23 protein-coding genes are annotated in these 26,993 nt (G+C 59.7%); 19 read left to right on the forward strand and 4 right to left on the reverse strand.

What is annotated here, in order from left to right; translation table 11 throughout:
• The first annotated feature begins 74 nt into the window (after positions 1–74).
• The 19 genes from KGB18_RS13660 to KGB18_RS13750 all read left to right on the forward strand — a co-directional run bounded on the left by KGB18_RS13660 (position 75) and on the right by KGB18_RS13750 (position 22,172).
• Positions 75–1,244 carry a cupin domain-containing protein gene (locus KGB18_RS13660; protein ID WP_201060926.1) on the forward strand — a complete coding sequence of 390 codons (1,170 nt, stop codon included), beginning with the start codon at positions 75–77 and terminating at the stop codon, positions 1,242–1,244.
• Complete coding sequence (locus KGB18_RS13665; RefSeq protein WP_007905044.1) at positions 1,237–1,662, forward strand: GNAT family N-acetyltransferase; 426 nt, start codon at positions 1,237–1,239, stop codon at positions 1,660–1,662. The genes KGB18_RS13660 and KGB18_RS13665 overlap by 8 nt, the downstream gene beginning before the upstream one ends.
• A gap of 234 nt (positions 1,663–1,896) precedes the next feature.
• Complete coding sequence (locus KGB18_RS13670; protein WP_123722024.1) at positions 1,897–2,658, forward strand: secretin N-terminal domain-containing protein; 762 nt, start codon at positions 1,897–1,899, stop codon at positions 2,656–2,658.
• A 510-nt stretch (positions 2,659–3,168) separates the two neighbouring features.
• Positions 3,169–4,494, forward strand: a complete 1,326-nt coding sequence (gene aceA, locus KGB18_RS13675; RefSeq protein ID WP_007905048.1) for an isocitrate lyase — start codon at positions 3,169–3,171, stop codon at positions 4,492–4,494.
• A gap of 650 nt (positions 4,495–5,144) precedes the next feature.
• Positions 5,145–5,558 (forward strand): NADH-quinone oxidoreductase subunit A, encoded by a 414-nt coding sequence (locus tag KGB18_RS13680; RefSeq protein ID WP_007905050.1) that lies wholly within the window; start codon positions 5,145–5,147, stop codon positions 5,556–5,558.
• A gap of 10 nt (positions 5,559–5,568) precedes the next feature.
• Positions 5,569–6,243 (forward strand): NuoB/complex I 20 kDa subunit family protein, encoded by a 675-nt coding sequence (locus KGB18_RS13685; RefSeq protein ID WP_008014893.1) that lies wholly within the window; start codon positions 5,569–5,571, stop codon positions 6,241–6,243.
• Between the two features lie 72 nt (positions 6,244–6,315).
• Complete coding sequence (nuoC, locus tag KGB18_RS13690; RefSeq protein WP_123722022.1) at positions 6,316–8,100, forward strand: NADH-quinone oxidoreductase subunit C/D; 1,785 nt, start codon at positions 6,316–6,318, stop codon at positions 8,098–8,100.
• Between the two features lie 2 nt (positions 8,101–8,102).
• Entirely contained in the window at positions 8,103–8,600 is a 498-nt protein-coding gene (gene nuoE, locus KGB18_RS13695) for an NADH-quinone oxidoreductase subunit NuoE (RefSeq protein WP_007940871.1), read from the forward strand.
• Positions 8,597–9,952: an NADH-quinone oxidoreductase subunit NuoF gene (nuoF, locus tag KGB18_RS13700; protein WP_008014896.1), complete on the forward strand. Its 1,356-nt coding sequence runs from the start codon at positions 8,597–8,599 to the stop codon at positions 9,950–9,952. Before nuoE ends, nuoF begins: the two co-directional genes overlap by 4 nt.
• Before the next feature lie 137 nt (positions 9,953–10,089).
• On the forward strand, positions 10,090–12,804 hold the full coding sequence (nuoG, locus tag KGB18_RS13705; RefSeq protein ID WP_223570109.1) for an NADH-quinone oxidoreductase subunit NuoG: 2,715 nt from the start codon (positions 10,090–10,092) through the stop codon (positions 12,802–12,804).
• Positions 12,801–13,808, forward strand: coding sequence for an NADH-quinone oxidoreductase subunit NuoH (gene nuoH / locus KGB18_RS13710; protein ID WP_007905066.1), 1,008 nt, complete (start codon positions 12,801–12,803; stop codon positions 13,806–13,808). The genes nuoG and nuoH overlap by 4 nt, the downstream gene beginning before the upstream one ends.
• A 12-nt stretch (positions 13,809–13,820) precedes the next feature.
• A complete protein-coding gene (nuoI, locus tag KGB18_RS13715) occupies positions 13,821–14,366 on the forward strand; it encodes an NADH-quinone oxidoreductase subunit NuoI (protein ID WP_200889382.1) in 546 nt (181 codons plus the stop codon).
• 9 nt (positions 14,367–14,375) lie between these two features.
• Entirely contained in the window at positions 14,376–14,879 is a 504-nt protein-coding gene (gene nuoJ / locus KGB18_RS13720; RefSeq protein WP_007905076.1) for an NADH-quinone oxidoreductase subunit J, read from the forward strand.
• Positions 14,880–14,881: 2 nt separating this feature from the next.
• Positions 14,882–15,190 (forward strand): NADH-quinone oxidoreductase subunit NuoK, encoded by a 309-nt coding sequence (nuoK, locus tag KGB18_RS13725; RefSeq protein WP_007946416.1) that lies wholly within the window; start codon positions 14,882–14,884, stop codon positions 15,188–15,190.
• Complete coding sequence (nuoL, locus tag KGB18_RS13730) at positions 15,187–17,040, forward strand: NADH-quinone oxidoreductase subunit L (protein ID WP_123722020.1); 1,854 nt, start codon at positions 15,187–15,189, stop codon at positions 17,038–17,040. The genes nuoK and nuoL overlap by 4 nt, the downstream gene beginning before the upstream one ends.
• Positions 17,041–17,079: 39 nt before the next feature.
• Positions 17,080–18,612, forward strand: coding sequence for an NADH-quinone oxidoreductase subunit M (gene nuoM / locus KGB18_RS13735; protein ID WP_123722019.1), 1,533 nt, complete (start codon positions 17,080–17,082; stop codon positions 18,610–18,612).
• A gap of 7 nt (positions 18,613–18,619) precedes the next feature.
• The gene (gene nuoN / locus KGB18_RS13740; protein ID WP_008014910.1) at positions 18,620–20,083 is read left to right on the forward strand and encodes an NADH-quinone oxidoreductase subunit NuoN; all 1,464 of its coding nucleotides are present in this window, start codon (positions 18,620–18,622) and stop codon (positions 20,081–20,083) included.
• Between the two features lie 207 nt (positions 20,084–20,290).
• Positions 20,291–20,539 (forward strand): type II toxin-antitoxin system Phd/YefM family antitoxin, encoded by a 249-nt coding sequence (locus KGB18_RS13745; RefSeq protein ID WP_123722018.1) that lies wholly within the window; start codon positions 20,291–20,293, stop codon positions 20,537–20,539.
• Between the two features lie 307 nt (positions 20,540–20,846).
• A complete protein-coding gene (locus KGB18_RS13750; protein WP_123722017.1) occupies positions 20,847–22,172 on the forward strand; it encodes an OprD family porin in 1,326 nt (441 codons plus the stop codon).
• A gap of 212 nt (positions 22,173–22,384) precedes the next feature.
• Here KGB18_RS13750 and KGB18_RS13755 read toward each other — a convergent pair whose 3' ends face one another.
• The 4 genes from KGB18_RS13755 to KGB18_RS13770 all read right to left on the reverse strand — a co-directional run bounded on the left by KGB18_RS13755 (position 22,385) and on the right by KGB18_RS13770 (position 26,976).
• A complete protein-coding gene (locus KGB18_RS13755) occupies positions 22,385–22,753 on the reverse strand; it encodes a DUF6124 family protein (protein WP_123722016.1) in 369 nt (122 codons plus the stop codon).
• A 360-nt stretch (positions 22,754–23,113) separates the two neighbouring features.
• Positions 23,114–23,446, reverse strand: coding sequence for a DUF2790 domain-containing protein (locus KGB18_RS13760; RefSeq protein ID WP_223570110.1), 333 nt, complete (start codon positions 23,444–23,446; stop codon positions 23,114–23,116).
• Between the two features lie 73 nt (positions 23,447–23,519).
• The gene (locus KGB18_RS13765; RefSeq protein WP_223570111.1) at positions 23,520–23,720 is read right to left on the reverse strand and encodes a co-regulatory protein PtrA N-terminal domain-containing protein; all 201 of its coding nucleotides are present in this window, start codon (positions 23,718–23,720) and stop codon (positions 23,520–23,522) included.
• Positions 23,721–23,823: 103 nt separating this feature from the next.
• Positions 23,824–26,976 (reverse strand): CusA/CzcA family heavy metal efflux RND transporter, encoded by a 3,153-nt coding sequence (locus KGB18_RS13770; RefSeq protein ID WP_223570112.1) that lies wholly within the window; start codon positions 26,974–26,976, stop codon positions 23,824–23,826.
• Positions 26,977–26,993 lie beyond the last annotated feature (17 nt).

Here is a 26,993-nt window from a genome sequence, read left to right on the forward strand (position 1 = left end):
CCCGTTTGAGACGCCCGGCAGCGCCGGGCGTTTTTATTCCCGTCTGAAAAGTGCTTTTTTTCAATAGGTTACACATGAATCCTGACATTCCTCTTCAACTTCTGGGCGGCATCACGGCGCGCGAATTCCTGCGTGACTACTGGCAGAAAAAACCCCTGCTGATCCGTCAGGCGATCCCTGATTTCGAAAGCCCGATCGATCCCGACGAACTGGCCGGACTGGCGCTGGAAGAAGAAGTTGAATCGCGCCTGGTGATCGAGCACGGCGAGCGCCCATGGGAATTGCGCCGCGGCCCGTTCGCTGAAGACGAGTTCAGCAAACTGCCGGAGACCGAGTGGACCCTGCTGGTTCAAGCAGTCGACCAGTTCGTGCCAGAAGTCGGCGAACTGCTGGAGAACTTCCGCTTCCTGCCGAGCTGGCGCGTCGACGACGTGATGATCAGCTTCGCTGCTCCGGGTGGCAGCGTCGGCCCGCACTTCGATAACTACGATGTGTTCCTGCTGCAAGGTCACGGCAAGCGCAACTGGAAAATCGGCCAGATGTGCGATTCCGAGAGCAAGCTGCTGCCCCACGCAGACCTGCGCATCCTCGCCGACTTCGAAGCCACCGAAGAGTGGGTTCTGGAACCGGGCGACATGCTCTACCTGCCGCCGCGCCTGGCCCATTGCGGCGTGGCTGTCGATGACTGCATGACCTATTCGGTTGGTTTCCGCGCCCCGAGCGCCTCTGAAGTGCTGACTCACTTCACCGACTTCCTCAGCCAGTTCCTGACTGACGAAGAGCGCTACACCGACGCCGACGCTCTGCCGGCAGTCGATCCACACCAGATTCAGCACGACGCCCTTGATCGCCTGAAAGCTTTGCTGGCTGAGCACATGAGCGACGAGCGCCTGCTGCTGACCTGGTTCGGCCAGTTCATGACCGAGCCGCGCTACCCGGAGCTGGTGGCTGGCCCGGAAGAGATCGAAGAAGAAGACCTGCTCGCCAGCCTCGAGCAAGGCGCGATCCTGATCCGCAACCCGAGCGCGCGCATGGCCTGGTCTGAAGTCGATGACGATCTTCTGCTGTTCGCCAGCGGCCAGAGCCGTTACCTGCCGGGCAAACTGCGCGAGCTGCTGAAAATGATCTGCGCCGCCGACGCCCTGCATACCGACAACCTTGGTGAGTGGCTGAACGACGAAGACGGTCGCGGTCTGCTGTGCGAGCTGGTCAAGCAAGGCAGCCTGGGGTTTGCTGATGAATAAAATTCACGTACGTGTCGCAGACTGGCAAAAGGACAACGCTGAGATCCGGCGCATTCGTGAGACGGTGTTCATCGCCGAGCAATCCGTTCCGCCTGAGCTGGAATGGGATGCTGATGACGCAACGGCAGTCCACTTTCTGGCCTTTGAAGGCGACTTCCCGATCGGCACCGCTCGACTGCTGCCCGATGGTCACATCGGCCGGGTGTCGGTACTGAAGGACTGGCGCGGCTTGAAAGTCGGCGATGCGCTGATGCAAGCGGTGATCGGTGAAGCCGAGGAACGCGGGTTGAAGCAGCAGATGCTGAGCGCGCAAGTGCAGGCCACGGCGTTCTATGAGCGCTTGGGTTTCAGCATGGTCAGTGAGGAATTCCTGGAAGCCGGGATTCCGCATGTGGACATGGTGCGGCACTCCGCCTGAGACCTGTGGCGAGGGAGCTTGCTCCCGCTGGGTCGCGAAGCGGCCCCAAATTTTCAGGGCCGCTGCGCAGCCCAACGGGAGCAAGCTCCCTCGCCACAAATGCACATCAGGAACACCACAAAACGCCCCGCCATCCTCGGATGCCGGGGCGTTTTGCTGTCTACGATTCAACTTGCCCCACCGCGGGCCGACAAACTGGCAATATCAAGACTTTAAAGGCCGGAGATAACGGATATGTCCCTACGCACCCTGCTCACCACGCTGCTGCTGACCTGCAGTTTTTCGGTCATGGCCGCCACCGAGATCGTGCCCCTGAACTATCGCACCAGCGCCGACCTGCTACCGGTGGCGCAGAATTTCATCGGCAAGGACGGCCAGGTCAGCGCCTATGGCAATCAGCTGATTGTCAACGCAGAACAGCGCAAGATCGACGAACTTAAGGCCTTGATCGGCCAACTCGATGTGGCCGCCAAGCGCTTGCTGATCACCGTCGACACCAACGAAAACAACTTCCAGGGCGATCAGGGTTATTCGGTGAACGGTGCCAAGCCGAGCCAGACTCGCATCATCAACCGCAGCACCGACAGCCGCGACGGCGGTATCCAGCAGGTTCAGGCCAGCGAAGGCACACCGGCGCTGATCCAGGTCGGCCAGAGCGTGCCGCTCACCAGCACCCAGACCGACAGCTATGGCGACCTGCGCAGCCAGACCGAATACCGCAATGTCACCCAAGGTTTCTACGTCACCGCGAGCGTCACCGGCGACATCGTTCATCTGGCAATCAGTACCAACCGTGACCGGATGAGCCAGGAACGTCCCGATGTAGTGAACGTGCAAAGTACCGACACAACTGTCAGCGGTCGACTGGGCGAGTGGATCACCCTGGCCGGCGTAAATCGCCAGACTCAGGCCGACAAACAGGGTCTTACCCGCAGCTACTCGACTCAGGGCCGGGATGACATGACTCTGCGGGTGAAAGTCGATACGTTGGACTAAAGCACCAAAAACTGACTGATTAGTCGTATTAGACCAAAGATGTAGTGCTTGAAAAAAAGCACTACAAAACGTTTGACGAGCCAAAAAAGCAAAGGCATGATGGCCTCGCTCCCGCTAATCAGAGGCCCTGGCAAGGGCTTTCGAGTCGCTGTTCGCACCTACCCCGCGAGCCGATTCGTGTCTGTACCGCCCACAAGGTGTGTTTGACGAGGTTGCCGACTGGAACGAAGTTGTCCCGAGGGACGGAAGCGTAATAGGTAGCCCGGCTCCACACTGAAGTTCGCACCAAGGCCCACGACGCCCGAATGCGCTCGCCAGTTTCGCCCTTACCTGCTCACTTCCCCTCGAGCCCATCGTTCATCCCGTCGCCATCCCCGCCGAACCCGACTTGACCGCCTAAGCTTCTGGTCAGCGAGCAGCCTTTTACGCCCCTTTGAAATGCGTATTTGGCACGCAGGAATTGTCCACCCAGAACCACTTTCGATTAAAGACGCGACGAGGTTTATCCCCATGGCACTGACACGCGAACAGCAAATTGCAGCCCTCGAAAAAGATTGGGCTGAAAACCCGCGCTGGAAAGGCGTGACACGCAATTACTCCGCTGCTGACGTCGTCCGCCTGCGTGGCTCGGTTCAACCTGAGCACACCTTTGCAAAAATGGGCGCCGACAAGCTTTGGAACCTGGTAACCCAGGGTGCCAAGCCGTCCTTCCGTCCTGAGAAAGATTTCGTCAACTGCATGGGCGCCCTGACCGGTGGCCAGGCTGTGCAACAAGTCAAAGCCGGTATCCAGGCGATCTACCTGTCGGGCTGGCAAGTGGCTGCGGACAACAACTCCGCCGAATCGATGTACCCGGATCAGTCGCTGTACCCGGTGGATTCGGTTCCGACCGTGGTCAAGCGCATCAACAACTCGTTCCGTCGCGCTGACCAGATCCAGTGGAAAGCCGGCAAGAACCCGGGCGACGAAGGTTACATCGACTACTTCGCTCCGATCGTGGCTGACGCTGAAGCCGGTTTCGGTGGCGTACTGAACGCCTACGAGCTGATGAAGAGCATGATCGAAGCAGGCGCCGCCGGCGTTCACTTCGAAGACCAACTGGCTTCCGTGAAAAAATGCGGCCACATGGGCGGCAAGGTACTGGTTCCTACCCAGGAAGCAGTGCAGAAGCTGACCGCTGCTCGTCTGGCAGCTGACGTAGCCGGTACACCGACCATCATCCTGGCCCGTACCGACGCTAACGCAGCCGACTTGTTGACTTCCGATTGCGATCCGTACGACCAGCCATTCGTGACTGGCGAACGTACCCAGGAAGGCTTCTACAAAGTGCGCGCCGGTCTCGACCAGGCCATCGCTCGCGGCCTGGCCTATGCACCGTTCGCCGACCTGATCTGGTGCGAAACCGCCAAGCCGGATCTGGACGAGGCTCGTCGCTTCGCTGAAGCGATCAAAAAGGAATACCCGGACCAACTGCTGTCGTACAACTGCTCGCCTTCCTTCAACTGGAAGAAAAACCTGGACGATGCGACCATCGCCAAGTTCCAGCGCGAACTGTCCGCCATGGGTTACAAGCACCAGTTCATCACCCTGGCCGGCATTCACAACATGTGGCACAGCATGTTCAACCTGGCGCACGACTACGCCCGCAACGACATGACTGCCTACGTGAAGCTGCAAGAGCAAGAGTTCGCTGACGCTGCCAAGGGTTACACCTTCGTGGCTCACCAGCAGGAAGTGGGTACCGGCTACTTCGACGACATGACCACCGTGATTCAAGGTGGTACGTCCTCGGTGACTGCGCTGACCGGTTCGACCGAAGAAGAACAGTTCCACTGATCTGCTTCGCTTAAGCAAACGGCCCTTGCGGACCGAATAAAAAGCTAACCGCAAAGCCGCTCATCTGACGCCCCGACTGGTTCGGGGCGTTTTTTTGCCTGCGATTTTTCGATCACTGCAAAACCCTGTGGGAGCCGGGCTTGCCCGCGATGGCGACCTGTCAGTCAACATCTGCCGTGTCTGACACACTGCCATCGCGGGCAAGCCCGGCTCCCACAGGGAACGTGTTAACCCACAGAATTTTGCGAAACACATTGATCCAGAGCAGTTTCACGGCCCGGAAAATAAGGTAAAACGACCGAGCTCGCTACTTGCAGTAACACGCATATAAGACAACTTCCCAGCCACTCACCCGTTAAACAGTTTGAAAACTGCGTCAAATAATATTGATTATCATTTAGCGGCAAGTATGTTCGTTACATTCCCTACAAAACATATTTGACAAAACCCCCGCTAATGCCCGAGCGGCATGGGCTACAGGGCTTTGGAGGCACGCTATGTCCTTATTCTTGTAAATAATTTCGCTATCTGAATTTTACTTGCTCGGTGTTTAGCCATAAAATCACCGCGATTGATTGCTGCGACATATCGTCACTGCTTTGTTTCTTTTCAAGCTCAGAGACCTTTGCTCTCTGTTAAGGATTACCAGCATGCCCGAAGCGACCGGACTCATGGCCCACAACTGGGGCTTTGCCATTTTCCTTCTGGGTGTCGGCGGCCTTTGCGCCTTCATGCTCGGCGTATCCAGCCTCCTCGGGTCAAAAGCCTGGGGCCGCAGCAAAAACGAACCGTTCGAGTCCGGCATGCTACCTACCGGTGGCGCCCGCTTGCGGCTCTCAGCCAAATTCTATCTGGTCGCGATGCTCTTCGTGATCTTCGATATCGAAGCCCTTTTTCTCTTTGCCTGGTCTGTGTCCGTCCGCGAAAGCGGCTGGACCGGATTCGTCGAAGCTCTCGTTTTCATAGCAATTCTGTTGGCAGGTCTTGTCTACCTATTCCGAGTGGGCGCCCTTGACTGGGCTCCGGAAGCTCGTCGTAAGCGGCAAGCGAAGCTGAAACAATGAGGCTTTGGCAATGCAATACAATCTCACCAGGATCGACCCCGATGCTCCTAACGAGCAGTATCCGATTGGCAAACGGGAAACCGTTTCCGATCCGTTAGAAGATCAAGTCCACAAAAACATTTTCATGGGCAAGCTCGAAGACGTGCTCAACGGCACGATCAACTGGGGGCGCAAGAACTCCCTGTGGCCGTATAACTTCGGTCTTTCGTGCTGCTACGTGGAAATGACCACCGCCTTCACGGCGCCCCACGACATCGCGCGCTTTGGCGCCGAGGTTATCCGGGCATCGCCGCGCCAGGCGGATTTCATGGTTATCGCCGGTACCTGCTTCATCAAGATGGCGCCGATCATTCAGCGTCTCTACGAGCAAATGCTCGAGCCTAAATGGGTCATCTCCATGGGTTCGTGCGCCAACTCCGGTGGCATGTACGACATCTACTCCGTCGTTCAAGGGGTGGACAAGTTCCTGCCCGTGGACGTCTACGTGCCTGGCTGCCCACCCCGCCCTGAAGCTTTTCTGCAAGGCTTGATGCTGTTGCAGGAGTCGATTGGCCAGGAGCGTCGCCCACTTTCCTGGGTCGTTGGCGATCAAGGCGTTTACCGCGCCGAGATGCCTTCGCAAAAGGAACAGCGCCGCGAACAGCGTATTCAGGTAACCAACCTGCGCAGCCCCGACGAAGTCTGATCCAGATCTGTTCTTACAAAGAAACGAGAAACTGGCTTCATTCTTTACGTTGACCGAAAGCGATAAATAACCATGACTACAGGCAGTGCTCTGTACATCCCGCCTTATAAGGCAGACGACCAGGATGTGGTCGTCGAACTGAACAATCGTTTTGGCCCGGAGGCGTTCACCGCCCAGCCGACCCGCACCGGCATGCCGGTGCTTTGGGTTGCCCGCGCCAAACTCGTCGAAGTCCTGACCTTCCTGCGCAACCTGCCCAAGCCGTACGTCATGCTCTATGACCTGCACGGCGTGGACGAGCGTCTGCGCACCAAGCGTCAAGGGCTGCCAAGCGGCGCCGACTTCACTGTGTTCTATCACTTGATGTCGATCGAACGTAATAGTGACGTAATGATCAAGGTCGCCTTGTCCGAGAGCGACCTCAGCGTGCCGACCGTTACCGGTCTCTGGCCGAACGCCAACTGGTACGAGCGTGAAGTGTGGGACATGTACGGCATCAACTTTGCCGGTCACCCGCACCTGACCCGCATCATGATGCCGCCGACCTGGGAAGGTCACCCGCTGCGCAAGGACTTCCCGGCCCGCGCCACCGAGTTCGACCCGTTCAGCCTGACCCTGGCCAAGCAACAGCTTGAGGAAGAAGCCGCGCGCTTCAAGCCTGAAGATTGGGGCATGAAGCGTTCCGGGCCGAACGAGGACTACATGTTCCTCAACCTGGGCCCGAACCACCCTTCGGCGCACGGTGCATTCCGTATCATTCTGCAGCTGGACGGTGAAGAGATCGTCGACTGCGTGCCGGACGTCGGTTACCACCACCGTGGTGCCGAGAAGATGGCCGAGCGTCAGTCCTGGCACAGCTTCATTCCGTACACCGACCGTATCGACTACCTCGGCGGCGTGATGAACAACCTGCCGTACGTGCTCTCGGTCGAGAAGCTGGCCGGCATCAAGGTGCCCGAGAAGGTCGACGTCATCCGCATCATGATGGCCGAGTTCTTCCGGATCACCAGCCACCTGCTGTTCCTGGGGACTTACATCCAGGACGTCGGCGCCATGACCCCGGTGTTCTTCACCTTCACCGACCGCCAGAAGGCGTACACGGTGATCGAAGCCATCACCGGTTTCCGTCTGCACCCGGCCTGGTACCGCATCGGTGGCGTCGCTCACGACCTGCCGCGCGGCTGGGAAAAACTGGTCAAGGATTTCGTCGAGTGGATGCCAAAGCGTCTGGACGAATACCAGAAAGCCGCACTGGACAACAGCATCCTGCGTGGCCGGACCATCGGCGTCGCCGCCTACAACACCAAAGAAGCCCTGGAATGGGGCGTCACCGGTGCCGGCCTGCGTTCGACCGGTTGTGATTTCGACCTGCGTAAGGCTCGCCCTTACTCCGGCTACGAAAACTTCGAATTCGAAATCCCGCTGGCGGCCAATGGCGATGCCTACGACCGTTGCATCGTTCGCGTCGAAGAAATGCGCCAGAGCCTCAAGATCATCGAGCAGTGCATGCGCAACATGCCGGAAGGCCCGTACAAGGCGGATCACCCGCTGACCACGCCGCCACCAAAAGAGCGCACGCTGCAACACATCGAGACCCTGATCACGCACTTCCTGCAAGTTTCGTGGGGCCCGGTCATGCCGGCCAACGAATCCTTCCAGATGATCGAAGCGACCAAGGGCATCAACAGTTATTACCTGACGAGCGATGGCGGCACCATGAGCTACCGCACCCGGATTCGTACTCCAAGCTTCCCGCACCTGCAGCAGATCCCTTCGGTGATCAAAGGCAGCATGGTCGCGGACTTGATCGCGTACCTGGGTAGTATCGATTTCGTTATGGCCGACGTGGACCGCTAAGCATGAACAGCCCGCTTATCCAGACAGACCGTTTCGCCCTGAGCGAAACCGAGCGCTCGGCCATCGAGCATGAGCTGCATCACTACGAAGACCCGCGCGCGGCGTCGATCGAAGCCCTGAAGATCGTCCAGAAGGAACGTGGCTGGGTGCCTGACGGCGCGCTCTACGCCATCGGCGAGATCCTCGGCATCCCGGCCAGCGACGTTGAAGGGGTGGCGACGTTCTATAGCCAGATCTTCCGTCAACCCGTGGGTCGTCACATCATTCGCGTCTGCGACAGCATGGTCTGCTACATCGGCGGCCACGAGTCGGTGGTCAGCGAAATCCAGAGCAAGCTGGGCATCGGCCTGGGTCAGACCACCGCCGACGGTCGTTTCACCCTGCTGCCAGTCTGCTGCCTCGGCAACTGTGACAAGGCGCCGGCGCTGATGATCGACGACGACACGTTCGGTGATGTGCAGCCTGCCGGCGTTGCCAAATTGCTCGAGGGCTACGTATGACCCTGACCTCCTTCGGTCCAGCCAACCGCATCAAGCGTTCGGCCGAGACTCACCCGCTCACCTGGCGTCTGCGTGACGACGGCGAAGCCGTATGGCTCGACGAATACCAGGCCAAGAACGGTTACGCCGCTGCGCGCAAAGCCTTCGCCGACATGGCCCAGGACGACATCGTCCAGACCGTGAAAGACTCCGGCCTCAAGGGCCGCGGCGGTGCAGGCTTCCCCACGGGCGTGAAGTGGGGCCTGATGCCCAAGGACGAATCCATCAACATCCGCTACCTGCTGTGCAACGCGGATGAGATGGAGCCGAACACCTGGAAAGACCGCATGCTGATGGAGCAACTGCCCCATCTGCTGATCGAAGGCATGCTGATCAGTGCTCGCGCGCTGAAAACCTACCGTGGCTACATCTTCCTGCGTGGCGAATACACCACCGCCGCCAAGCACCTGAACCGTGCCGTGGAAGAAGCCAAGGCAGCGGGCCTTTTGGGTAAAAACATCCTGGGCAGCGGCTTCGATTTCGAGCTGTTCGTCCACACCGGTGCCGGGCGTTACATCTGCGGTGAAGAAACCGCACTGATCAACTCCCTCGAAGGCCGCCGCGCCAACCCGCGCTCCAAGCCGCCCTTCCCTGCCGCCGTGGGCGTGTGGGGCAAGCCGACTTGCGTGAACAACGTTGAAACCCTGTGCAACGTACCGGCGATCATTGCCGACGGCGTGGACTGGTACAAATCGTTGGCCCGCGAAGGCAGTGAAGACATGGGCACCAAGCTCATGGGCTTTTCCGGCAAGGTCAAGAACCCTGGCCTGTGGGAATTGCCGTTCGGCGTCACCGGTCGCGAGTTGTTCGAAGACTACGCCGGCGGCATGCGCGACGGTTACAAGCTCAAGTGCTGGCAGCCAGGCGGCGCCGGTACCGGTTTCCTGTTGCCGGAACACCTGGACGCACAAATGTACGCCGGCGGCATCGCCAAAGTGGGCACCCGTATGGGTACCGGCCTGGCCATGGCGGTGGACGACAGCGTCAACATGGTTTCCCTGTTGCGCAACATGGAAGAGTTCTTCTCCCGCGAATCCTGCGGCTTCTGCACCCCGTGCCGTGACGGTTTGCCGTGGAGCGTCAAGCTGCTGCGCGCGATCGAGAACGGTGAAGGGCAAGCCGGCGATATCGAGACCCTGCTGGGTCTGGTCGGTTTCCTCGGCCCGGGCAAGACCTTCTGTGCACACGCACCGGGTGCCGTGGAGCCGTTGGGCAGCGCCATCAAATACTTCCGCCATGAGTTCGAAGCCGGCATCGCGCCTACCAGCGCCGTCGTCCCGCCTCTGGCAAAGCCGATCGTAGTCGGCGCGTAAACGCTTAAAAAGGCGAAGGGTCCGTGCCCTTCGTCTTCTCGTGTGATGACGCCGTAAACGGCTGTGTTGATCCACGCGAATAACAAGATTCCATTAGCCACGCCCGCTGACACCGGGCCAACGAAGAACTTTGAACCATGGCCACTATCCACGTAGACGGCAAAGAGCTCGAAGTCGATGGGGCAGACAACCTGTTACAGGCGTGTCTGTCGCTAGGCCTCGATATCCCTTATTTCTGCTGGCACCCAGCCCTTGGCAGCGTTGGCGCTTGCCGCCAGTGCGCGGTCAAGCAGTACACCGACGAGAACGACAAGCGTGGTCGGATCGTCATGTCCTGCATGACCCCCGCCACCGACGGCAGCTGGATTTCCATCGACGACGAAGAAGCGAAAGTGTTTCGCGCCAGCGTCGTTGAATGGCTGATGACCAACCACCCTCACGACTGCCCGGTCTGTGAGGAAGGCGGTCACTGCCACCTGCAAGACATGACGGTGATGACCGGCCACAACGAGCGCCGCTATCGCTTCACCAAGCGTACTCACCAGAACCAGCAACTGGGGCCGTTCATTTCCCACGAAATGAACCGCTGCATCGCTTGCTATCGCTGCGTGCGCTTCTATAAAGACTACGCCGGCGGCACCGACCTCGGTGTGTTCGGTGCTCACGACAACGTGTACTTCGGTCGCGTTGAAGACGGCACCCTCGAAAGCGAGTTCTCCGGCAACCTCACCGAGGTCTGCCCGACCGGTGTGTTCACCGACAAGACTCACTCCGAGCGCTACAACCGTAAGTGGGACATGCAGTTCTCGCCGAGCATCTGCCATGGCTGCTCCAGCGGTTGCAACATTTCCCCGGGCGAGCGTTACGGCGAACTGCGTCGCATCGAAAACCGTTTCAACGGTTCGGTGAACCAGTACTTCCTGTGCGACCGTGGCCGTTTCGGCTATGGCTACGTCAACCGCGAAGACCGCCCGCGTCAGCCACTGCTGGCCAACGGCGCCAAGCTGAGCCTCGACGAAGCGCTGGATAACGCCGCTGACCTGCTGCGCGGTCGCAACATCGTCGGTATCGGTTCGCCACGCGCCAGCCTCGAAAGCAACTACGCGTTGCTTGAACTGGTTGGCGCCGAGCACTTCTACTCCGGCATCGAAGCCGCTGAACTTGAGCGCATTCGTCTGGTTGTACAGGTGCTCAAAGACAGCCCGCTGCCGATCCCGAACATGCGCGACATCGAAGATCACGATGCGATTTTCGTCCTCGGCGAAGACCTGACCCAGACTGCTGCGCGCATGGCTCTGGCCCTGCGTCAATCGGTCAAGGGCAAGGCCGAAGACATGGCCGACGCCATGCGCGTTCAGCCATGGCTCGATGCCGCGGTGAAGAACATCGGTCAGAACGCGCTGAACCCGCTGTTCATCGCCAGCCTGGCTGAAACCAAACTCGACGACGTGGCTGAAGAATGCGTCCACGCAGCTCCTGACGACCTGGCCCGCATCGGTTTCGCCGTGGCTCACGCCCTCGATGCCAGCGCGCCGGCCGTTGAAGGCCTGGACGCTGAAGCCCTCGAACTGGCTCAGCGCATCGCCAACGCCCTGCTCGCTGCCAAGCGTCCATTGATCATTGCCGGTACCTCGCTGGGTTCCAAGGCGCTGATCGAAGCCGCGGCGAACATCGCCAAGGCTCTGAAGCTGCGCGAGAAGAACGGTTCCATCAGCCTGATCGTGCCAGAGGCCAACAGCCTTGGCCTGGCCATGCTCGGTGGTGACTCGGTCGATGCAGCCCTGCAAGCGGTGATCGACGGCAAGGCCGACGCCATCGTCGTGTTGGAAAACGATCTGTACACCCGTACCGACAAAGCCAAGGTCGATACTGCCCTGAACGCCGCAAAAGTGGTGATCGTGGCGGACCATCAGAAGACCGCCACCAGCGATCGCGCGCACCTGGTTCTGCCAGCCGCCAGCTTCGCTGAAGGCGACGGTACGCTGGTCAGCCAGGAAGGCCGCGCCCAGCGTTTCTTCCAGGTCTTCGACCCGACTTACCTCGACGCGAGCATTCTGGTTCGCGAAGGCTGGCGCTGGCTGCATGCCCTGCGTTCGACCCTGCTGAACCAGCCGATCGACTGGACCCAACTGGACCACGTCACCGCTGCCGTTGCCGCGAGCAAACCGCAACTGGCGCGCATCGTCGATGCCGCACCGTCCGCTGCGTTCCGTATCAAAGGCCTGAAACTGGCTCGCGAACCGCTGCGTTACAGCGGCCGGACCGCCATGCGCGCCGACATCAGTGTGCATGAACCGCGTACTTCCCAGGACAACGACACCGCGTTCTCGTTCTCCATGGAAGGTTACTCGGGCTCGGTCGAACCGCGTCAGCAAGTACCATTCGCCTGGTCTCCGGGCTGGAACTCGCCGCAAGCCTGGAACAAGTTCCAGGACGAAGTCGGTGGTCACATCCGCGCTGGCGACCCGGGCACTCGCCTGATCGAAAGCACCGGTGATTCGCTGAACTGGTTCGCCAGTGTTCCGCGCGCGTTCAACCCGGCTCCGGGCACCTGGCAGGTCGTGCCGTTCTTCCACCTGTTCGGCAGCGAAGAGAACTCTTCCAAAGCCGCGCCGGTTCAAGAACGCATTCCAGCTGCATACCTGTCGCTGGCCAAGTCCGAAGCCGATCGCCTGGGCGTCAATGACGGTGCCCTGCTGAGCCTGAACGTGGCCGGCCAGACCCTGCGTCTGCCGCTGCGCATCAACGAAGAGCTGGGTGCCGGTCTGGTCGCATTGCCGGCCGGTATCGCTGGCATTCCGCCCGCGATCTTTGGCAAATCCGTTGACGGTCTGCAGGAGGCAGCGCTATGACCTTGTTCACTCCTGAAGTGATCGACGTAATTATCGCGGTCCTCAAGGCCATCGTGATTCTGCTCGCCGTGGTGGTGTGCGGCGCGCTGCTGAGCTGGGTCGAGCGTCGTCTGCTCGCCCTCTGGCAGGACCGTTACGGTCCGAACCGCGTCGGCCCGTTCGGCGCGTTCCAGATTGCCGCCGACATGATCAAGATGTTCTTCAAGGAAGACTGGACCCCGCCGTTCGCCGACAAAGTGATCTTCACGTTGGCACCGGTCGTGGCCATGAGCGCCTTGCTGATTGCCTTCGCGATCATCCCGATCACCCCGACCTGGGGCGTGGCGGACATCAACATCGGCATCCTGTTCTTCTTCGCCATGGCCGGTCTGTCGGTCTACGCAGTGCTGTTCGCCGGCTGGTCGAGTAACAACAAGTTCGCCCTGCTGGGCAGCTTGCGGGCCTCGGCACAAACCGTGTCGTACGAAGTGTTCATGGGCCTGTCGCTGATGGGCATCGTGATCCAGGTTGGCTCGTTCAACATGCGCGACATCGTTGAATACCAGGCGCAGAACCTGTGGTTCGTCATTCCGCAGATCTTCGGTTTCCTGACCTTCTTTATCGCTGGCGTCGCCGTGACTCACCGTCACCCGTTCGACCAGCCGGAAGCGGAGCAGGAACTGGCCGACGGTTACCACATTGAATACGCCGGCATGAAATGGGGCATGTTCTTCGTCGGTGAGTACATCGGCATCGTGTTGATTTCGGCGCTGCTGGTGACGTTGTTCTTCGGTGGCTGGCACGGTCCGTTCGGCATTCTGCCGCAGATCCCGTTCATCTGGTTTGCACTGAAAACCGCGTTCTTCATCATGTTCTTCATCCTGCTGCGCGCCTCGATTCCGCGCCCACGGTATGACCAAGTGATGGATTTCAGCTGGAAGTTCTGCCTGCCGCTGACCCTCGTCAACATGCTGGTGACCGCTGCGGTCGTGTTGCTCAACACGCCCGCCGTCGCGGCTCAGTGAGGATAGAGAATCATGAAGTACATTTTTGACATCGTGCATGGCTTCTTCACCCAGCTTCGCAGCCTGGTGATGATCTTCGGCCACGCCTTCCGCAAGCGCGACACGCTGCAGTACCCGGAAGAAGCCGTGTACCTGCCGCCGCGCTTCCGTGGACGTATCGTGCTGACCCGCGACCCCGACGGCGAAGAGCGTTGTGTAGCCTGCAACCTGTGCGCCGTGGCGTGCCCGGTCGGTTGCATCTCGCTGCAGAAAGCTGAAACCGACGACGGTCGCTGGTACCCGGAGTTTTTCCGTATCAACTTCTCGCGCTGCATTTTCTGCGGCCTCTGCGAGGAAGCCTGCCCGACCACCGCGATCCAGCTGACACCGGATTTCGAGATGGCCGAGTTCAAACGTCAGGACCTGGTGTACGAGAAAGAAGATCTGTTGATCTCCGGCCCCGGCAAAAACCCTGATTACAACTTCTATCGTGTTGCAGGTATGGCGATTGCCGGTAAGCCAAAAGGCTCCGCGCAGAATGAAGCCGAACCGATCAACGTGAAGAGCTTGCTGCCTTAAGGAAGAAAGATGGAATTCGCTTTCTATTTCGCATCGGGTATCGCTGTTGTGTCCACGCTTCGCGTGATCACCAACACCAACCCCGTGCACGCCCTGCTCTACCTGATCATTTCGCTGATCGCCGTGGCCATGACGTTCTTCGCCCTCGGCGCACCGTTTGCCGGTGTACTGGAAGTGATCGCCTACGCCGGCGCCATCATGGTGCTGTTCGTGTTCGTGGTGATGATGCTGAACCTGGGCCCCGCCTCGGTTCAGCAAGAGCGCGTCTGGCTCAAGCCCGGCATCTGGCTCGGCCCGGTCGCCCTCGGCACCCTGCTGCTGGTTGAACTGCTGTACGTGTTGTTCAGCGATGCCAGCGGTCAGGCCATCGGCCACACCACCGTAGACGCGAAGGCCGTGGGCATCAGCCTGTTCGGTCCTTACCTGCTGGTGGTCGAACTCGCCTCGATGCTGCTGCTCGCCGCAGCCGTCACGGCGTTCCACTTGGGCCGCAACGAAGCCAAGGAGCAATGACGATGCCTGCTATCCCTATGGAGCATGGTCTGGCGGTTGCCGGCATCCTGTTCTGCCTCGGTCTGGTCGGCCTGATGGTCCGGCGCAACATTCTTTTCGTGCTGATGAGCCTGGAGGTCATGATGAATGCCTCCGCGTTGGCGTTCATCGTTGCCGGTAGCCGTTGGGCGCAGCCGGATGGACAGATCATGTTCATTCTGGTGATCAGCCTGGCAGCCGCCGAGGCCAGTATTGGCCTGGCGATTCTGTTGCAGCTGTATCGCCGCTTCCACACTCTCGATATCGACGCTGCCAGCGAGATGCGCGGATGAACCTTCTCTATCTGACTTTCGTATTCCCTCTCATAGGTTTCCTGCTGCTGGCGTTCTCACGCGGTCGCTGGTCGGAAAACCTTTCGGCGCTGATCGGCGTCGGCTCCATTGGCCTGTCGGCAATCGTCACTGCTTACATAATCTGGCAGTTCAACGTTGCACCACCTGAAGGCGGTCACTACACCCACGTGTTGTGGCAGTGGATGGCGGTAGAAGGCTTCACGCCTAACTTCGCGCTGTACCTGGATGGTCTGTCCCTGACCATGCTCGGTGTGGTGGTCGGCGTCGGCTTCCTGATCCACCTGTTCGCGTCCTGGTACATGCGCGGTGAAGCCGGTTACTCGCGCTTCTTCGCCTACACCAACCTGTTTATCGCCAGCATGCTGTTCCTGGTCCTGGCCGATAACCTGCTGTTCGTGTACTTCGGCTGGGAAGGCGTGGGCCTGTGCTCGTACCTGTTGATCGGTTTCTACTACAGCAACCGCAACAACGGTAACGCGGCACTCAAAGCTTTCATCGTGACCCGCGTCGGCGACGTGTTCATGGCCATCGGCCTGTTCATCCTGTTCCAACAGTTGGGCACGCTGAACATTCAGGAGCTGCTGGTCAAGGCGCCTGAGCACTTCAAGGCCGGCGACTTCTGGATCGTTCTGGCGACCCTGATGCTGCTGGGCGGCGCTGTTGGTAAATCCGCGCAACTGCCGCTGCAAACCTGGCTGGCGGATGCGATGGCCGGCCCTACTCCGGTTTCGGCACTGATCCACGCCGCGACCATGGTGACCGCCGGTGTCTACCTGATCGCCCGTACCCACGGTCTGTTCGCCCTGGCGCCGGATATCCTGCACCTGGTGGGTGTTGTCGGTGGCGTGACGCTGGTGCTGGCAGGTTTTGCCGCATTGGTTCAGACCGACATCAAACGTATCCTCGCCTACTCGACCATGAGCCAGATCGGCTACATGTTCCTGGCCCTGGGCGTAGGTGCGTGGGACGGCGCGATCTTCCACCTGATGACCCACGCCTTCTTCAAGGCGCTGTTGTTCCTTGCGTCCGGTGCGGTGATCGTTGCCTGCCACCACGAGCAGAACATCTTCAAGATGGGCGGCCTGTGGAAGAAACTGCCATTGGCCTACGCCAGCTTCATCGTCGGCGGCGCGGCCCTGGCGGCCTTGCCTCTGGTGACCGCGGGCTTCTACTCCAAGGATGAAATCCTCTGGGAAGCGTTCGCCAGCGGTAACCAGGGTCTGCTTTATGCAGGTCTGGTTGGCGCCTTCATGACCTCGCTGTACACCTTCCGCCTGATCTTCATCGCGTTCCATGGTGAAGCGAAGACCGAAGCGCATGCCGGTCACGGCATTGCTCACTGGCTGCCACTGTCGGTGCTGATCGTACTGTCGACGTTCGTCGGCGCGATGATCGTTCCGCCGCTGCACGGTGTACTGCCGGAAAGCGTCGGCCATGCCGGCGGCGAAGCCAAGCACAGTCTGGAAATCGCCTCGGGCGCCATCGCCCTGGCCGGTATCCTGCTGGCTGCGCTGCTGTTCCTCGGCAAGCGTCGCTTCGTCACCGCCGTCGCCAACAGCGGCGTCGGCCGCTTCCTTTCGGCCTGGTGGTTCGCTGCCTGGGGCTTCGACTGGATCTACGACAAACTGTTCGTCAAGCCTTACCTTGCGATCAGCCATGTACTGCGCAAAGACCCGCTCGACCAGACCATCGGTCTGATCCCGCGTATGGCCAAAGGCGGTCACACCGCCCTGAGCCGCACCGAGACCGGTCAATTGCGTTGGTATGCCGCCTCGATGGCTGCTGGTGCCGTGCTGGTAATCGGCGCCGTCGTGCTGGTAGCGGTCTGATATGAACCTTGCGAACTTGCGAAAGGAAACGAGCCCGTCATGATTCTGCCTTGGCTAATCCTGATCCCCTTCATCGGCGGCCTGCTGTGCTGGATGGGTGAGCGCTTCGGCGCTACCCTCCCCCGCTGGATTGCGCTGATCACCATGTCCCTGCTGCTCTCCCTCGGCCTCTGGCTGTGGGCCAACGGTGACTATTCATTTGCTCCGGCGCCTGGCGCCGATCCGACCTGGGCGCTTGAGTTCAAGCACGTCTGGATCCAGCGCTTCGGCATCAACGTGCACCTGGCCCTCGACGGCCTGTCGCTGTTGATGATCATGCTGACCGGTCTGCTGGGTGTCCTCTCGGTACTCTGCTCGTGGAAAGAGATCCAGCGTCACGTGGGCTTCTTCCACCTGAACCTGATGTGGATCCTGGGCGGTGTCGTCGGCGTGTTCCTCGCCCTCGACCTGTTCATGTTCTTCTTCTTCTGGGAAATGATGCTGGTGCCGATGTACTTCCTCATCGCGCTCTGGGGTCACAGTTCTTCGGACGGCAAGAAAACCCGGATCTACGCGGCGACCAAGTTCTTCATCTTCACTCAGGCTTCCGGCCTGATCATGTTGGTGGCGATCCTGGGTCTGGTACTGGTCAACTTCAACGACACCGGCGTGATTACCTTCAACTACGCCGACCTGTTGAAGACCAAGATGTCGATGACCACCGAGTACATCCTGATGCTCGGCTTCTTCATCGCCTTCGCGGTCAAGCTGCCAGTAGTGCCGTTCCACTCCTGGTTGCCTGACGCTCACGCCCAGGCACCGACCGCGGGTTCCGTGGACCTGGCCGGTATCTTGTTGAAGACTGCTGCGTATGGCCTGCTGCGTTTCGCCCTGCCACTGTTCCCGAATGCCTCGGCCGAGTTCGCGCCGTTCGCGATGACCCTGGGTCTGATCGGGATTTTCTACGGTGCGTTCCTGGCCTTTGCGCAAACCGACATCAAGCGTCTGATCGCCTTCTCGTCCGTTTCCCACATGGGCTTCGTGCTGATCGGCATCTACTCCGGCAGCCAACTGGCGCTGCAGGGCGCAGTGATGCAGATGCTGGCGCACGGTCTGTCGGCCGCGGCACTCTTTATCCTCTCCGGTCAGCTGTACGAGCGTACCCACACCCGCGATATGCGTGAGATGGGTGGCCTGTGGTCGAAGATTGCCTACCTGCCGGCTCTCAGCCTGTTCTTCGCCGCCGCGTCCCTGGGCTTGCCGGCGACTGGTAACTTTGTCGGAGAGTTCCTGATCCTGATCGGCACCTTCGCCAGCGCCCCATGGATCACTGTGATTGCGACGTCCGGCCTGGTGTTCGGTTCGGTCTACTCGCTGATCATGGTCCACCGTGCCTTCTTCGGCCCGTCGAAATCGGACGCGGTGTTGCATGGCATGGACGGTCGCGAACTGATCATGGTGGTTGGACTTGCGGCGCTGCTGATCTACATCGGCGTGTACCCGCAGCCGTTCCTCGATACCTCTGCCGCGACGATGCATGGCGTGCAGCAGTGGCTCGGCACCGCCTTCACTCAACTCGCTTCGGCCCGGTAAGAGCGCTATGGAATTCACGACTCAACACTTTATCGCGCTTGCGCCGTTGTTGATCACCAGCGCCACGATCATCGTGGTGATGCTGGCTATCGCATGGCGCCGCAACCACTCACAGACCTTCCTGCTGTCGGTGGCAGGTCTGAACCTGGCTCTGCTGTCGATCCTGCCAGCCCTGAAAGTCGCGCCGCTGGCCGTGACGCCACTGCTGCAGATCGACACCTTCGCTTGCTTGTACATGGCGCTGATCCTGGTCGCCACCCTCGCTTGTGTCACCCTCGCCCACGCCTACCTCGGCGATGGCGGTTCGGGTTACCCGGGCAACCGTGAAGAACTTTACCTGCTGATCCTGATGGCCGCCGCCGGTGGCCTGGTACTGGTCAGCGCGCAGCACCTGGCCGGCTTGTTCGTCGGTCTGGAACTGCTCTCGGTACCGGTTTACGGTCTGGTGGCTTATGCCTTCTTCAACAAGCGCTCGCTGGAAGCCGGTATCAAGTACATGGTGCTGTCGGCTGCCGGTTCCGCGTTCCTGTTGTTCGGTATGGCCCTGCTCTACGCCGACGCTGGCAGCCTGAGCTTCAACGGCATCGGTCAGGCCCTGGCGGCCACCGGTCTGCCAAGCTCTCTGGCTCAATTGGGCCTGGGCATGATGCTGATCGGCCTGGCGTTCAAGTTGTCGCTGGTACCGTTCCACCTCTGGACCCCGGACGTTTACGAAGGTGCTCCGGCACCGGTGGCAGCGTTCCTGGCCACCGCGTCGAAAGTCGCGGTGTTCGCGGTGATGGTGCGTCTGTTCCAGATCTCGCCAGCGGCGAGCAGCGGTGTGCTGAGCGACGTGCTGACCATCATCGCCATCGCGTCGATCCTGTTCGGTAACCTGCTGGCACTGACCCAAAGCAACCTCAAGCGTCTGCTGGGTTACTCGTCCATCGCCCACTTCGGCTACCTGCTGATCGCCCTGGTGGCGAGCAAAGGCCTGGCCGTGGAAGCCATCGGCGTGTACCTGGTCACCTACGTGATCACCAGCCTCGGCGCGTTCGGTGTGATCACCCTGATGTCCTCGCCGTACAACGGCCGTGACGCGGACGCCCTGTATGAATACCGCGGCCTGTTCTGGCGCCGTCCGTACCTGACCGCCGTCCTGACCGTGATGATGCTGTCCCTGGCCGGTATCCCGCTGACCGCGGGCTTCATCGGCAAGTTCTACATCATCGCCACCGGTGTCGAATCGCACCAATGGTGGTTGGTTGGCTCCCTGGTACTGGGCAGCGCCATCGGCGTCTTCTACTACCTGCGCGTGATGGTCACCCTGTACCTGATGGAACCGAACCTGCGTCGCCACGATGCCCAACTGCACTGGGAACAACGTGCAGGCGGCGTGATGCTGCTGGCGATTGCCGTACTGGCATTCTTCCTCGGCCTGTATCCACAGCCGCTGCTGAACCTGGTTCAGCAATCGGGGTTGGCGGGTTGATCGCTTAAGCGTACTTGGCAGAAAACAGAAACGGCACCTTCGGGTGCCGTTTTTGCGTTTGGGGGATTTGTTACTGCTGCCCTCCCCTCGTTCTGCAATCCCCGAAAGCTCGCGCGGGATTGTCCGTTTCGTCCTACATCCAGCACTGCGCACTTGGCTCTATCTTGAATGACTGGCTGGATAGATAAATCAACGCGAGAAAGAACAATGAACCGTGACATCGTCGTTCCGTTGGCCGAAGCAAAAAACAATCTGTCCAAACTCGTTGATGACGCAGCCGCCGGGCAGATCATCACAATTGCCAAACATGGTCGGGCCCTTGCACGTCTGGTTCCGGTAGGCAAACCCAGCGGTCAGTGTATCGGTGCGATGAAAGGCAAACTGGTGCTTCCCGAAGACTTTGACGCCTCACTGCCAGACGACATGCTCGATGCTTTTGAAGGCGCTCAAGAATGAGGCTTCTGCTCGTTTGCTCTGGACGCCAACCGATGATCCCAAGCTAATCCGGCAAAGCCAGAAAGCTCATTGAGAGCGCTGCCGACACATCAGCGCAGCGACATGCCTGATACACGGATCTGGCTGTTTTGGTCTGATCGGGCAACACCACACCCACATGACGAAATTGTAATTCCCCCATCACCTTGGCGTTATCCGCAGCTTGCAACGATGTCACCCGGCGACCATGCCGGCGGGCCCTTGCCCGCCGAACAATAAAACCCACGCCGAAGCACGTTCCCGTTCTGCCGAACCCAAGGAGTGATTGATGGTTAACAATACAAAAATGTCGATAGCCGCTTTAGCGGTGGTTGTCGGCTCCGGGCCGTCCATGGTGCTGGCGGAAGATAAAGCCGAGGGGTTTATCGAGGGCAGCAGCCTGACGGTGCTCAACCGCAACTTCTACTTCAATCGTGATCACCGCAACGGCCAGTCCAGTCCCACCGGCAACGGTTATTCCGAAGCCTGGGCCCACGCGGTCATCAGCAAGTTCGAATCCGGTTTCACCCAAGGCACCGTCGGGGTCGGTGTTGATGCGTTTGCGATGATCGGCTTGAAGCTCGACACCGGTGACGGTCGCAACGGTGGCCGCAGTTCCTTTGATGTGCTGCCGGTCAACAGTGACGGCGAAGCGCGGGACGAATACACCAAGGTCGGTGGCGCCGCCAAAGTGCGCGCCTTCGATACGGTGGTGAAGGTCGGCGATGTGTTCCCCGCCAACCCGGTGGTTGCGGCGGGTGACTCCCGACTGTTGCCGGAAAGCTTCCGGGGTGTCACGGCCACCAACACCAGTATCGAAGGTCTGTCGGTACAGGGTGGTCGCCTGCATGCGATGAGCCAACCGGTGTCCAGCGACATGCGCGAGAACTTCGCGACCTTCTACGCAGGCCCGGTCAATTCGCCGTGGATCGGCTATTTCGGTGGCGACTACACGCTGAACAAAAACCTCAGTTTCAGCCTGTATTCCAGTCGCCTCAAGGACGCCTGGAATCAGTACTACGCCGGCACCGCATGGACTTATCCGCTGTCGGATGACCTGTCGCTGTTCGGTGGCCTGAACTATTACAAGGCGGTCGACGAAGGCAAACAACTGCTCGGCGAGTTCGACAACAACATCTGGAGCGGCCGCGTCGGCGTGAAACTCGGCGCCCATTCCGTCGCGCTGTCGCATCAGCGCAACAACGGCAATGACGACTTCGACTACCTGCGTCAGTCCGACTCGATCTTCCTCGACAACTCCATCCAATACAGCGACTTCAACTCGCCCAAGGAACGTTCGTGGATGGTGCGCTACGACCTCGACATGACGACCTACGGCGTTCCGGGGCTGTCGTTCATGACCCGTTACGGCCGTGGCACCGACGCCGACTATTCCAACGCCAACGCCGTGTACATGCGCCGCGATGCCAATGGCAACCCGCTGACCGACCAGAAGCGCTGGGAGCGAGACATCGAAGTCAAATACGTGGTGCAGAGCGGTTCGCTGAAAGACATGTCGCTGCGCCTGCGCCAGGCCAATACCCGCGCGACGGCGTTTGAATCGGATCTGGATGAAGTGCGGGTGATTGTCGAGTATCCGCTGGCGATTCTCTGACCTCACGGTTGATGCAAATTCACCTTTAGAAGCTCCTTGCTCCTTTGGTAAGAGGTGAATCTTTTGGCGTCCTTCGGGGCGCTTTTTTTATGCCCGGTCTTTAACACACCGCGAAAAACTGTGGGAGCGAGCCTGCTCGCGATGACGCCGGCACAGCCAACATCTTCATTGGCTGAACCACCGCTATCGCGAGCAGGCTCGCTCACACAGGGCTAGGCAGCCGGCTCGACGTTATCCAACGCCTGATTTACCGCCAGCTCCCCTAGCATCACCACTTGAGCAATGCCCAGCAAAGTCTTGCGATGGGTGCCTTCGAGCAGCGCAGCGAAGTCACCGAGCATGACCGTGGCCGAGGACAATGACTCGCTGGCATTGGCCAGCAGGGATTCAGTGTCGGCTTTGGAATTGGCGAAAAACATCTGGTTGGGGGTGTAGGGCGTGGCCATGACGTGGGCGGTAGGGTTCAGGTAGTAATCAAGCGCACGTTCGGCAGCTTCGTGGAGTTTTTTGGAATCGATGGAGGTGTAGGGGGACGTTGCGTCGGCTTCTGTTTCGGGAGGGTTGGGTGTTGGCTTTTTCATGATGTTTTTCTCTCTTTGATAGTTGCAGCTGGCCCATTCGATTTCCAAGCGAATGGGTGGCAGCTGTACGCAGGCTGGAAATCCGGGAGAGAGCAACCCGGCAGACACGAATGTCTCCCGCGCACAGCCGCCATAACAGAGTGCACACAATGAAGGCGCGCAAGCATACGTTATGAAAGGCACTTTTTGCTCTCTCAAGTCCTCGGGTTTCCAGGCCCGGTCGCTGAATTAGCAGCGACGAACACAGGCTAGAGACCGGACGTCCGACGGACAACCTGAAAACATTGTGGGAAGCTTCTGTATTTGCGCCACAGCCGTTAAACATCCCGAATTGAAATACACAATGCAGGTGGTGTGCCCTCACCCACCATTTCGGCGGCAATCGCCTGCCACGGTGTATTTGATGGTGTTGAGTTGGCCCTTCGAGTCTTCGTAGGTCATTGCGGTGGGGACTACAGCGCAGGCAACTTGCGGGCGCACGACACTCACCACTTTCACCACATCCAGCTTCATCCCGTATTCATAATCCTTGACCACTGGTGCCGGTTTGCCCTGGTTGGCCGCGTATTGCTCCATGGCTTGGGTGTTGGCGCTCAGCATCCTTTCGAACGTCCTGTCACCGCCACCTTCGGCGAGCACATTCAGGGATATCGCCATCACCCCGGCGAACGCAATCAGCTTGATCAACTTCATATTCTGTACCTTCAGCTCATAAAAAAAGCCCACCATCGGCATTCGATGACGGGCTTGTTCAAGTGCGACACACTTACAAGTCTTTGGTGTTGTCGTCCTTCTTTTCATTCACAACGACAGGATCACGCGCCTGTTCTTTGGTAACAAACTTTTCCACCGAGCGGTCATTGGCTGCCATCATTTTTTCAAAGGCTCTGTCGCCGCCACCTTCAGCCAAAACAACAGAAGACATCACCAACGCCGCCGCAAACGCACTCAGTTGTGCAAGTTTCATGTTTGATTCCTCGTTTAATTAACTAACGAGGTCAAGGTAACAATCCGAACCTTTCGTGGCGGTGGCGTGGAGATTACATATCCGTTATGTGGGAGGGGCAGTCTTAGGGGGTGGGAGTTACGTCCTCATCCCGTCGATGGGCTAGCTGATACAACGCAGGCAATATCAACAGCGTGAGAATGGTCGAGGATAGGATCCCGCCGATCACCACCGTCGCCAACGGACGTTGCACCTCCGCCCCTGTGCCGGTCGCCAGTGCCATCGGAATGAAGCCCAGGGACGCCACCAGCGCCGTCATCAACACCGGCCGCAGACGAGTCAGCGCGCCTTCGTTGATCGCATCACTGAGTGAACGCCCCTCCTCCCGCAAGTTGCGGATAAACGCAATCATCACCAACCCGTTAAGCACCGCCACCCCCGACAGCGCAATGAAACCGACGCCCGCCGAGATCGACAGCGGAATGTCCCGCAGCCACAACGCCATGACGCCGCCAGTCAACGCAAACGGAATCCCGGTGAATACCAGCAAACCGTCCTTGAGGTTGTTGAACATCATGAATAGCAGCCCGAACACCAGCAACAAAGCCACCGGCACCACAATCTGCAAGCGTTTGGCCGCCGACTGCAACTGCTCGAACTGCCCGCCCCAGCTGGTCCAGTAACCCGCAGGAACCTGAACATCGCGCTCGATCACCTCACCGGCCTCTTTAACGAAGGAGCCAATATCCCGCCCACGCACGTTGGCGCTGACGATCACCAGGCGCTTGCCGTTTTCGCGGCTGACCTGATTCGGCCCGAGAACCAGATTGAGGCTGGCGACTTCCTTCAACGCAATAAAACCAATCTGATCGGCCGCGCCATTGAGCGGTGCCGGCACCGGAATCAGCAACACCGACAGACCTTCGATGTCCTTGCGCATGGCATCGGACAAACGCACCACCATGTCGAAACGCCGATCGCCTTCATACAGTGTCCCGGCTTTGCGCCCGCCGACCGCCACCGCAATGGTGTCTTGCACATCACCCACGTTGAGCCCGTAACGCGCAGCCTTGTCGCGGTCGATGTTGATGGTCAGCACCGGCAACCCGGTGGTTTGCTCGACCTTGACCTCGGACGCGCCGTTGACCTTCTGCAGGGTGGTGGCGATCTTCGCCGCCGTGGCGTTGAGCACGTCCATCTCATCGCCGAACACCTTGACCGCCACATCACTGCGCACACCGGAGATCAGTTCGTTGAAGCGCAACTGGATCGGCTGCGACAGTTCATAGTTGCTGCCCGGCAGCATCGCGGCGGCTTGTTGCAGTTCAGCCATCAGCGTTTCGCGCGACTTGCCAGGGTCTGGCCACTGCTCTTTCGGCTTGAGCATCACGTAACTGTCGGAAATGTTCGGCGGCATCGGGTCGGAGGCTATTTCGGCGGTGCCGGTGCGGGCGAACACGCGCTCGACTTCCGGTACTTTGTTGAGAATCAGCGTTTCCAGACGCTGCTGCATGTCCACCGATTGGGTCAGACTAGTGCCTGGCACGCGCAAGGCTTGCAGGGCGAAATCGCCTTCGCTGAGGCTCGGCACGAACTCACTGCCCATGCGGCTGGTCAGCACACCACTCAGCACGATCACGCCCAACGCTGCGCCCACCGCCACTGCTCGATGGCTCATCACCCAGGCCAGCGCCGGTGCATACACCTGCCGCGCACCGCGCATGACCACGCCTTCCTCTTCTTTGACTTTACCGGTGACAAACAGCGCAATGGCCGCCGGGACGAAGGTCACGGACAAGAGCATCGCACCGAGCAGCGCGATGACCACGGTGAAGGCCATCGGGTGGAACATTTTCCCTTCGACACCGCTCAGGGCGAAGATCGGCAGGTACACGACCATGATGATCAACTGGCCGAAAATCAGCGGTCGGCGCGCCTCTTTGGCTGCTGCAAACACTTCGTGAAAACGCTCGGAGCGGGTCAGTAAACGCCCGTGATGCCGCTGCGCATGAGCCAACCGCCGCAGGGTGTTTTCGACGATCACCACCGCGCCGTCGACGATGATCCCGAAGTCGAGCGCGCCGAGGCTCATCAGGTTGGCGCTGACTTTGTTGGTGAACATGCCGGTGAAGGTGAACAGCATCGACAGCGGAATCACCATGGCGGTGATCAACGCCGCGCGGATGTTGCCCAGAAACAGGAACAGAATCGCGATGACCAGAATCGCGCCTTCCGCCAGGTTCTTTTTCACCGTGGCGATAGCCTTGTCCACCAGGTGTGTGCGGTCGTACACCGGAACCGCGATCACACCTTTGGGCAGGGAACGGTTGATCTGCTCAAGTTTGCTGGCCACTGCCTGGGAGACCGTTCGGCTGTTTTCGCCGATCAGCATGAACACCGTGCCGAGCACCACTTCGCGACCGTTTTCGGTGGCGGCACCGGTGCGCAGTTCGCGGCCGATGTCCACGGTTGCGACGTTCTTGATCCGGATCGGCGTGCCGTCGACATTGGCCATGACGATGTTGGCGATGTCCTCGGTACTCGCCACTTGGCCGGGCGCACGAATCAGCAACTGCTCGCCACTGCGCTCGATGTAACCGGCACCGACGTTGGCGTTGTTGCGTTCCAGCGCCGTGACCAGATCGGTGAGGGTCAGTTTGTACGCCGCCAGCCGTTTCGGGTCGGGGGCAATCTGGTATTCCTTGGCGAATCCGCCGATGGTGTTGATCTCGGCCACACCGGGCACGTTGCGCAATTGCGGCTTGATGATCCAGTCTTGAATCACCCGCAGGTCGGTCGGCGTGTAGGCCGTGCCGTCGTCCTTGAGCGCACCGTCCTGTGCCTCCACCGTCCACAGGAAAATCTCGCCAAGCCCGGTGGAAATCGGCCCCATCACCGCTTCCGCGCCCTCGGGCAATTGCTCCTTGGCGATCTGCAAACGCTCGTTGACCAATTGCCGGGCGAAGAACAGATCGGTGCCGTCCTTGAAGATCACCGTGACCTGCGACAGCCCCGAACGCGACAGCGAACGGGTCTGCTCCAGCGCCGGCAAACCGGCCATGGCGGTTTCAATCGGGAAGGTGATGCGCTGCTCGGTTTCCAGCGGTGAGAACCCGGCCGCGCCGGTGTTGATTTGCACCTGGACGTTGGTGATGTCCGGCACGGCGTCGATCGGCAGCTTTTGATAACTGGCGATGCCGAGGCCGGCCATGAGGAAAACGGCGAGCAGCACGATGATGCGCTGCTCGATGGCAAACTGGATCAGGCGTTCGAACATGAGAACCTTCTCGTCGA

It is taken from the genome of Pseudomonas sp. BF-R-26, assembly GCF_019947395.1.
GTDB lineage: Bacteria > Pseudomonadota > Gammaproteobacteria > Pseudomonadales > Pseudomonadaceae > Aquipseudomonas > Aquipseudomonas farris.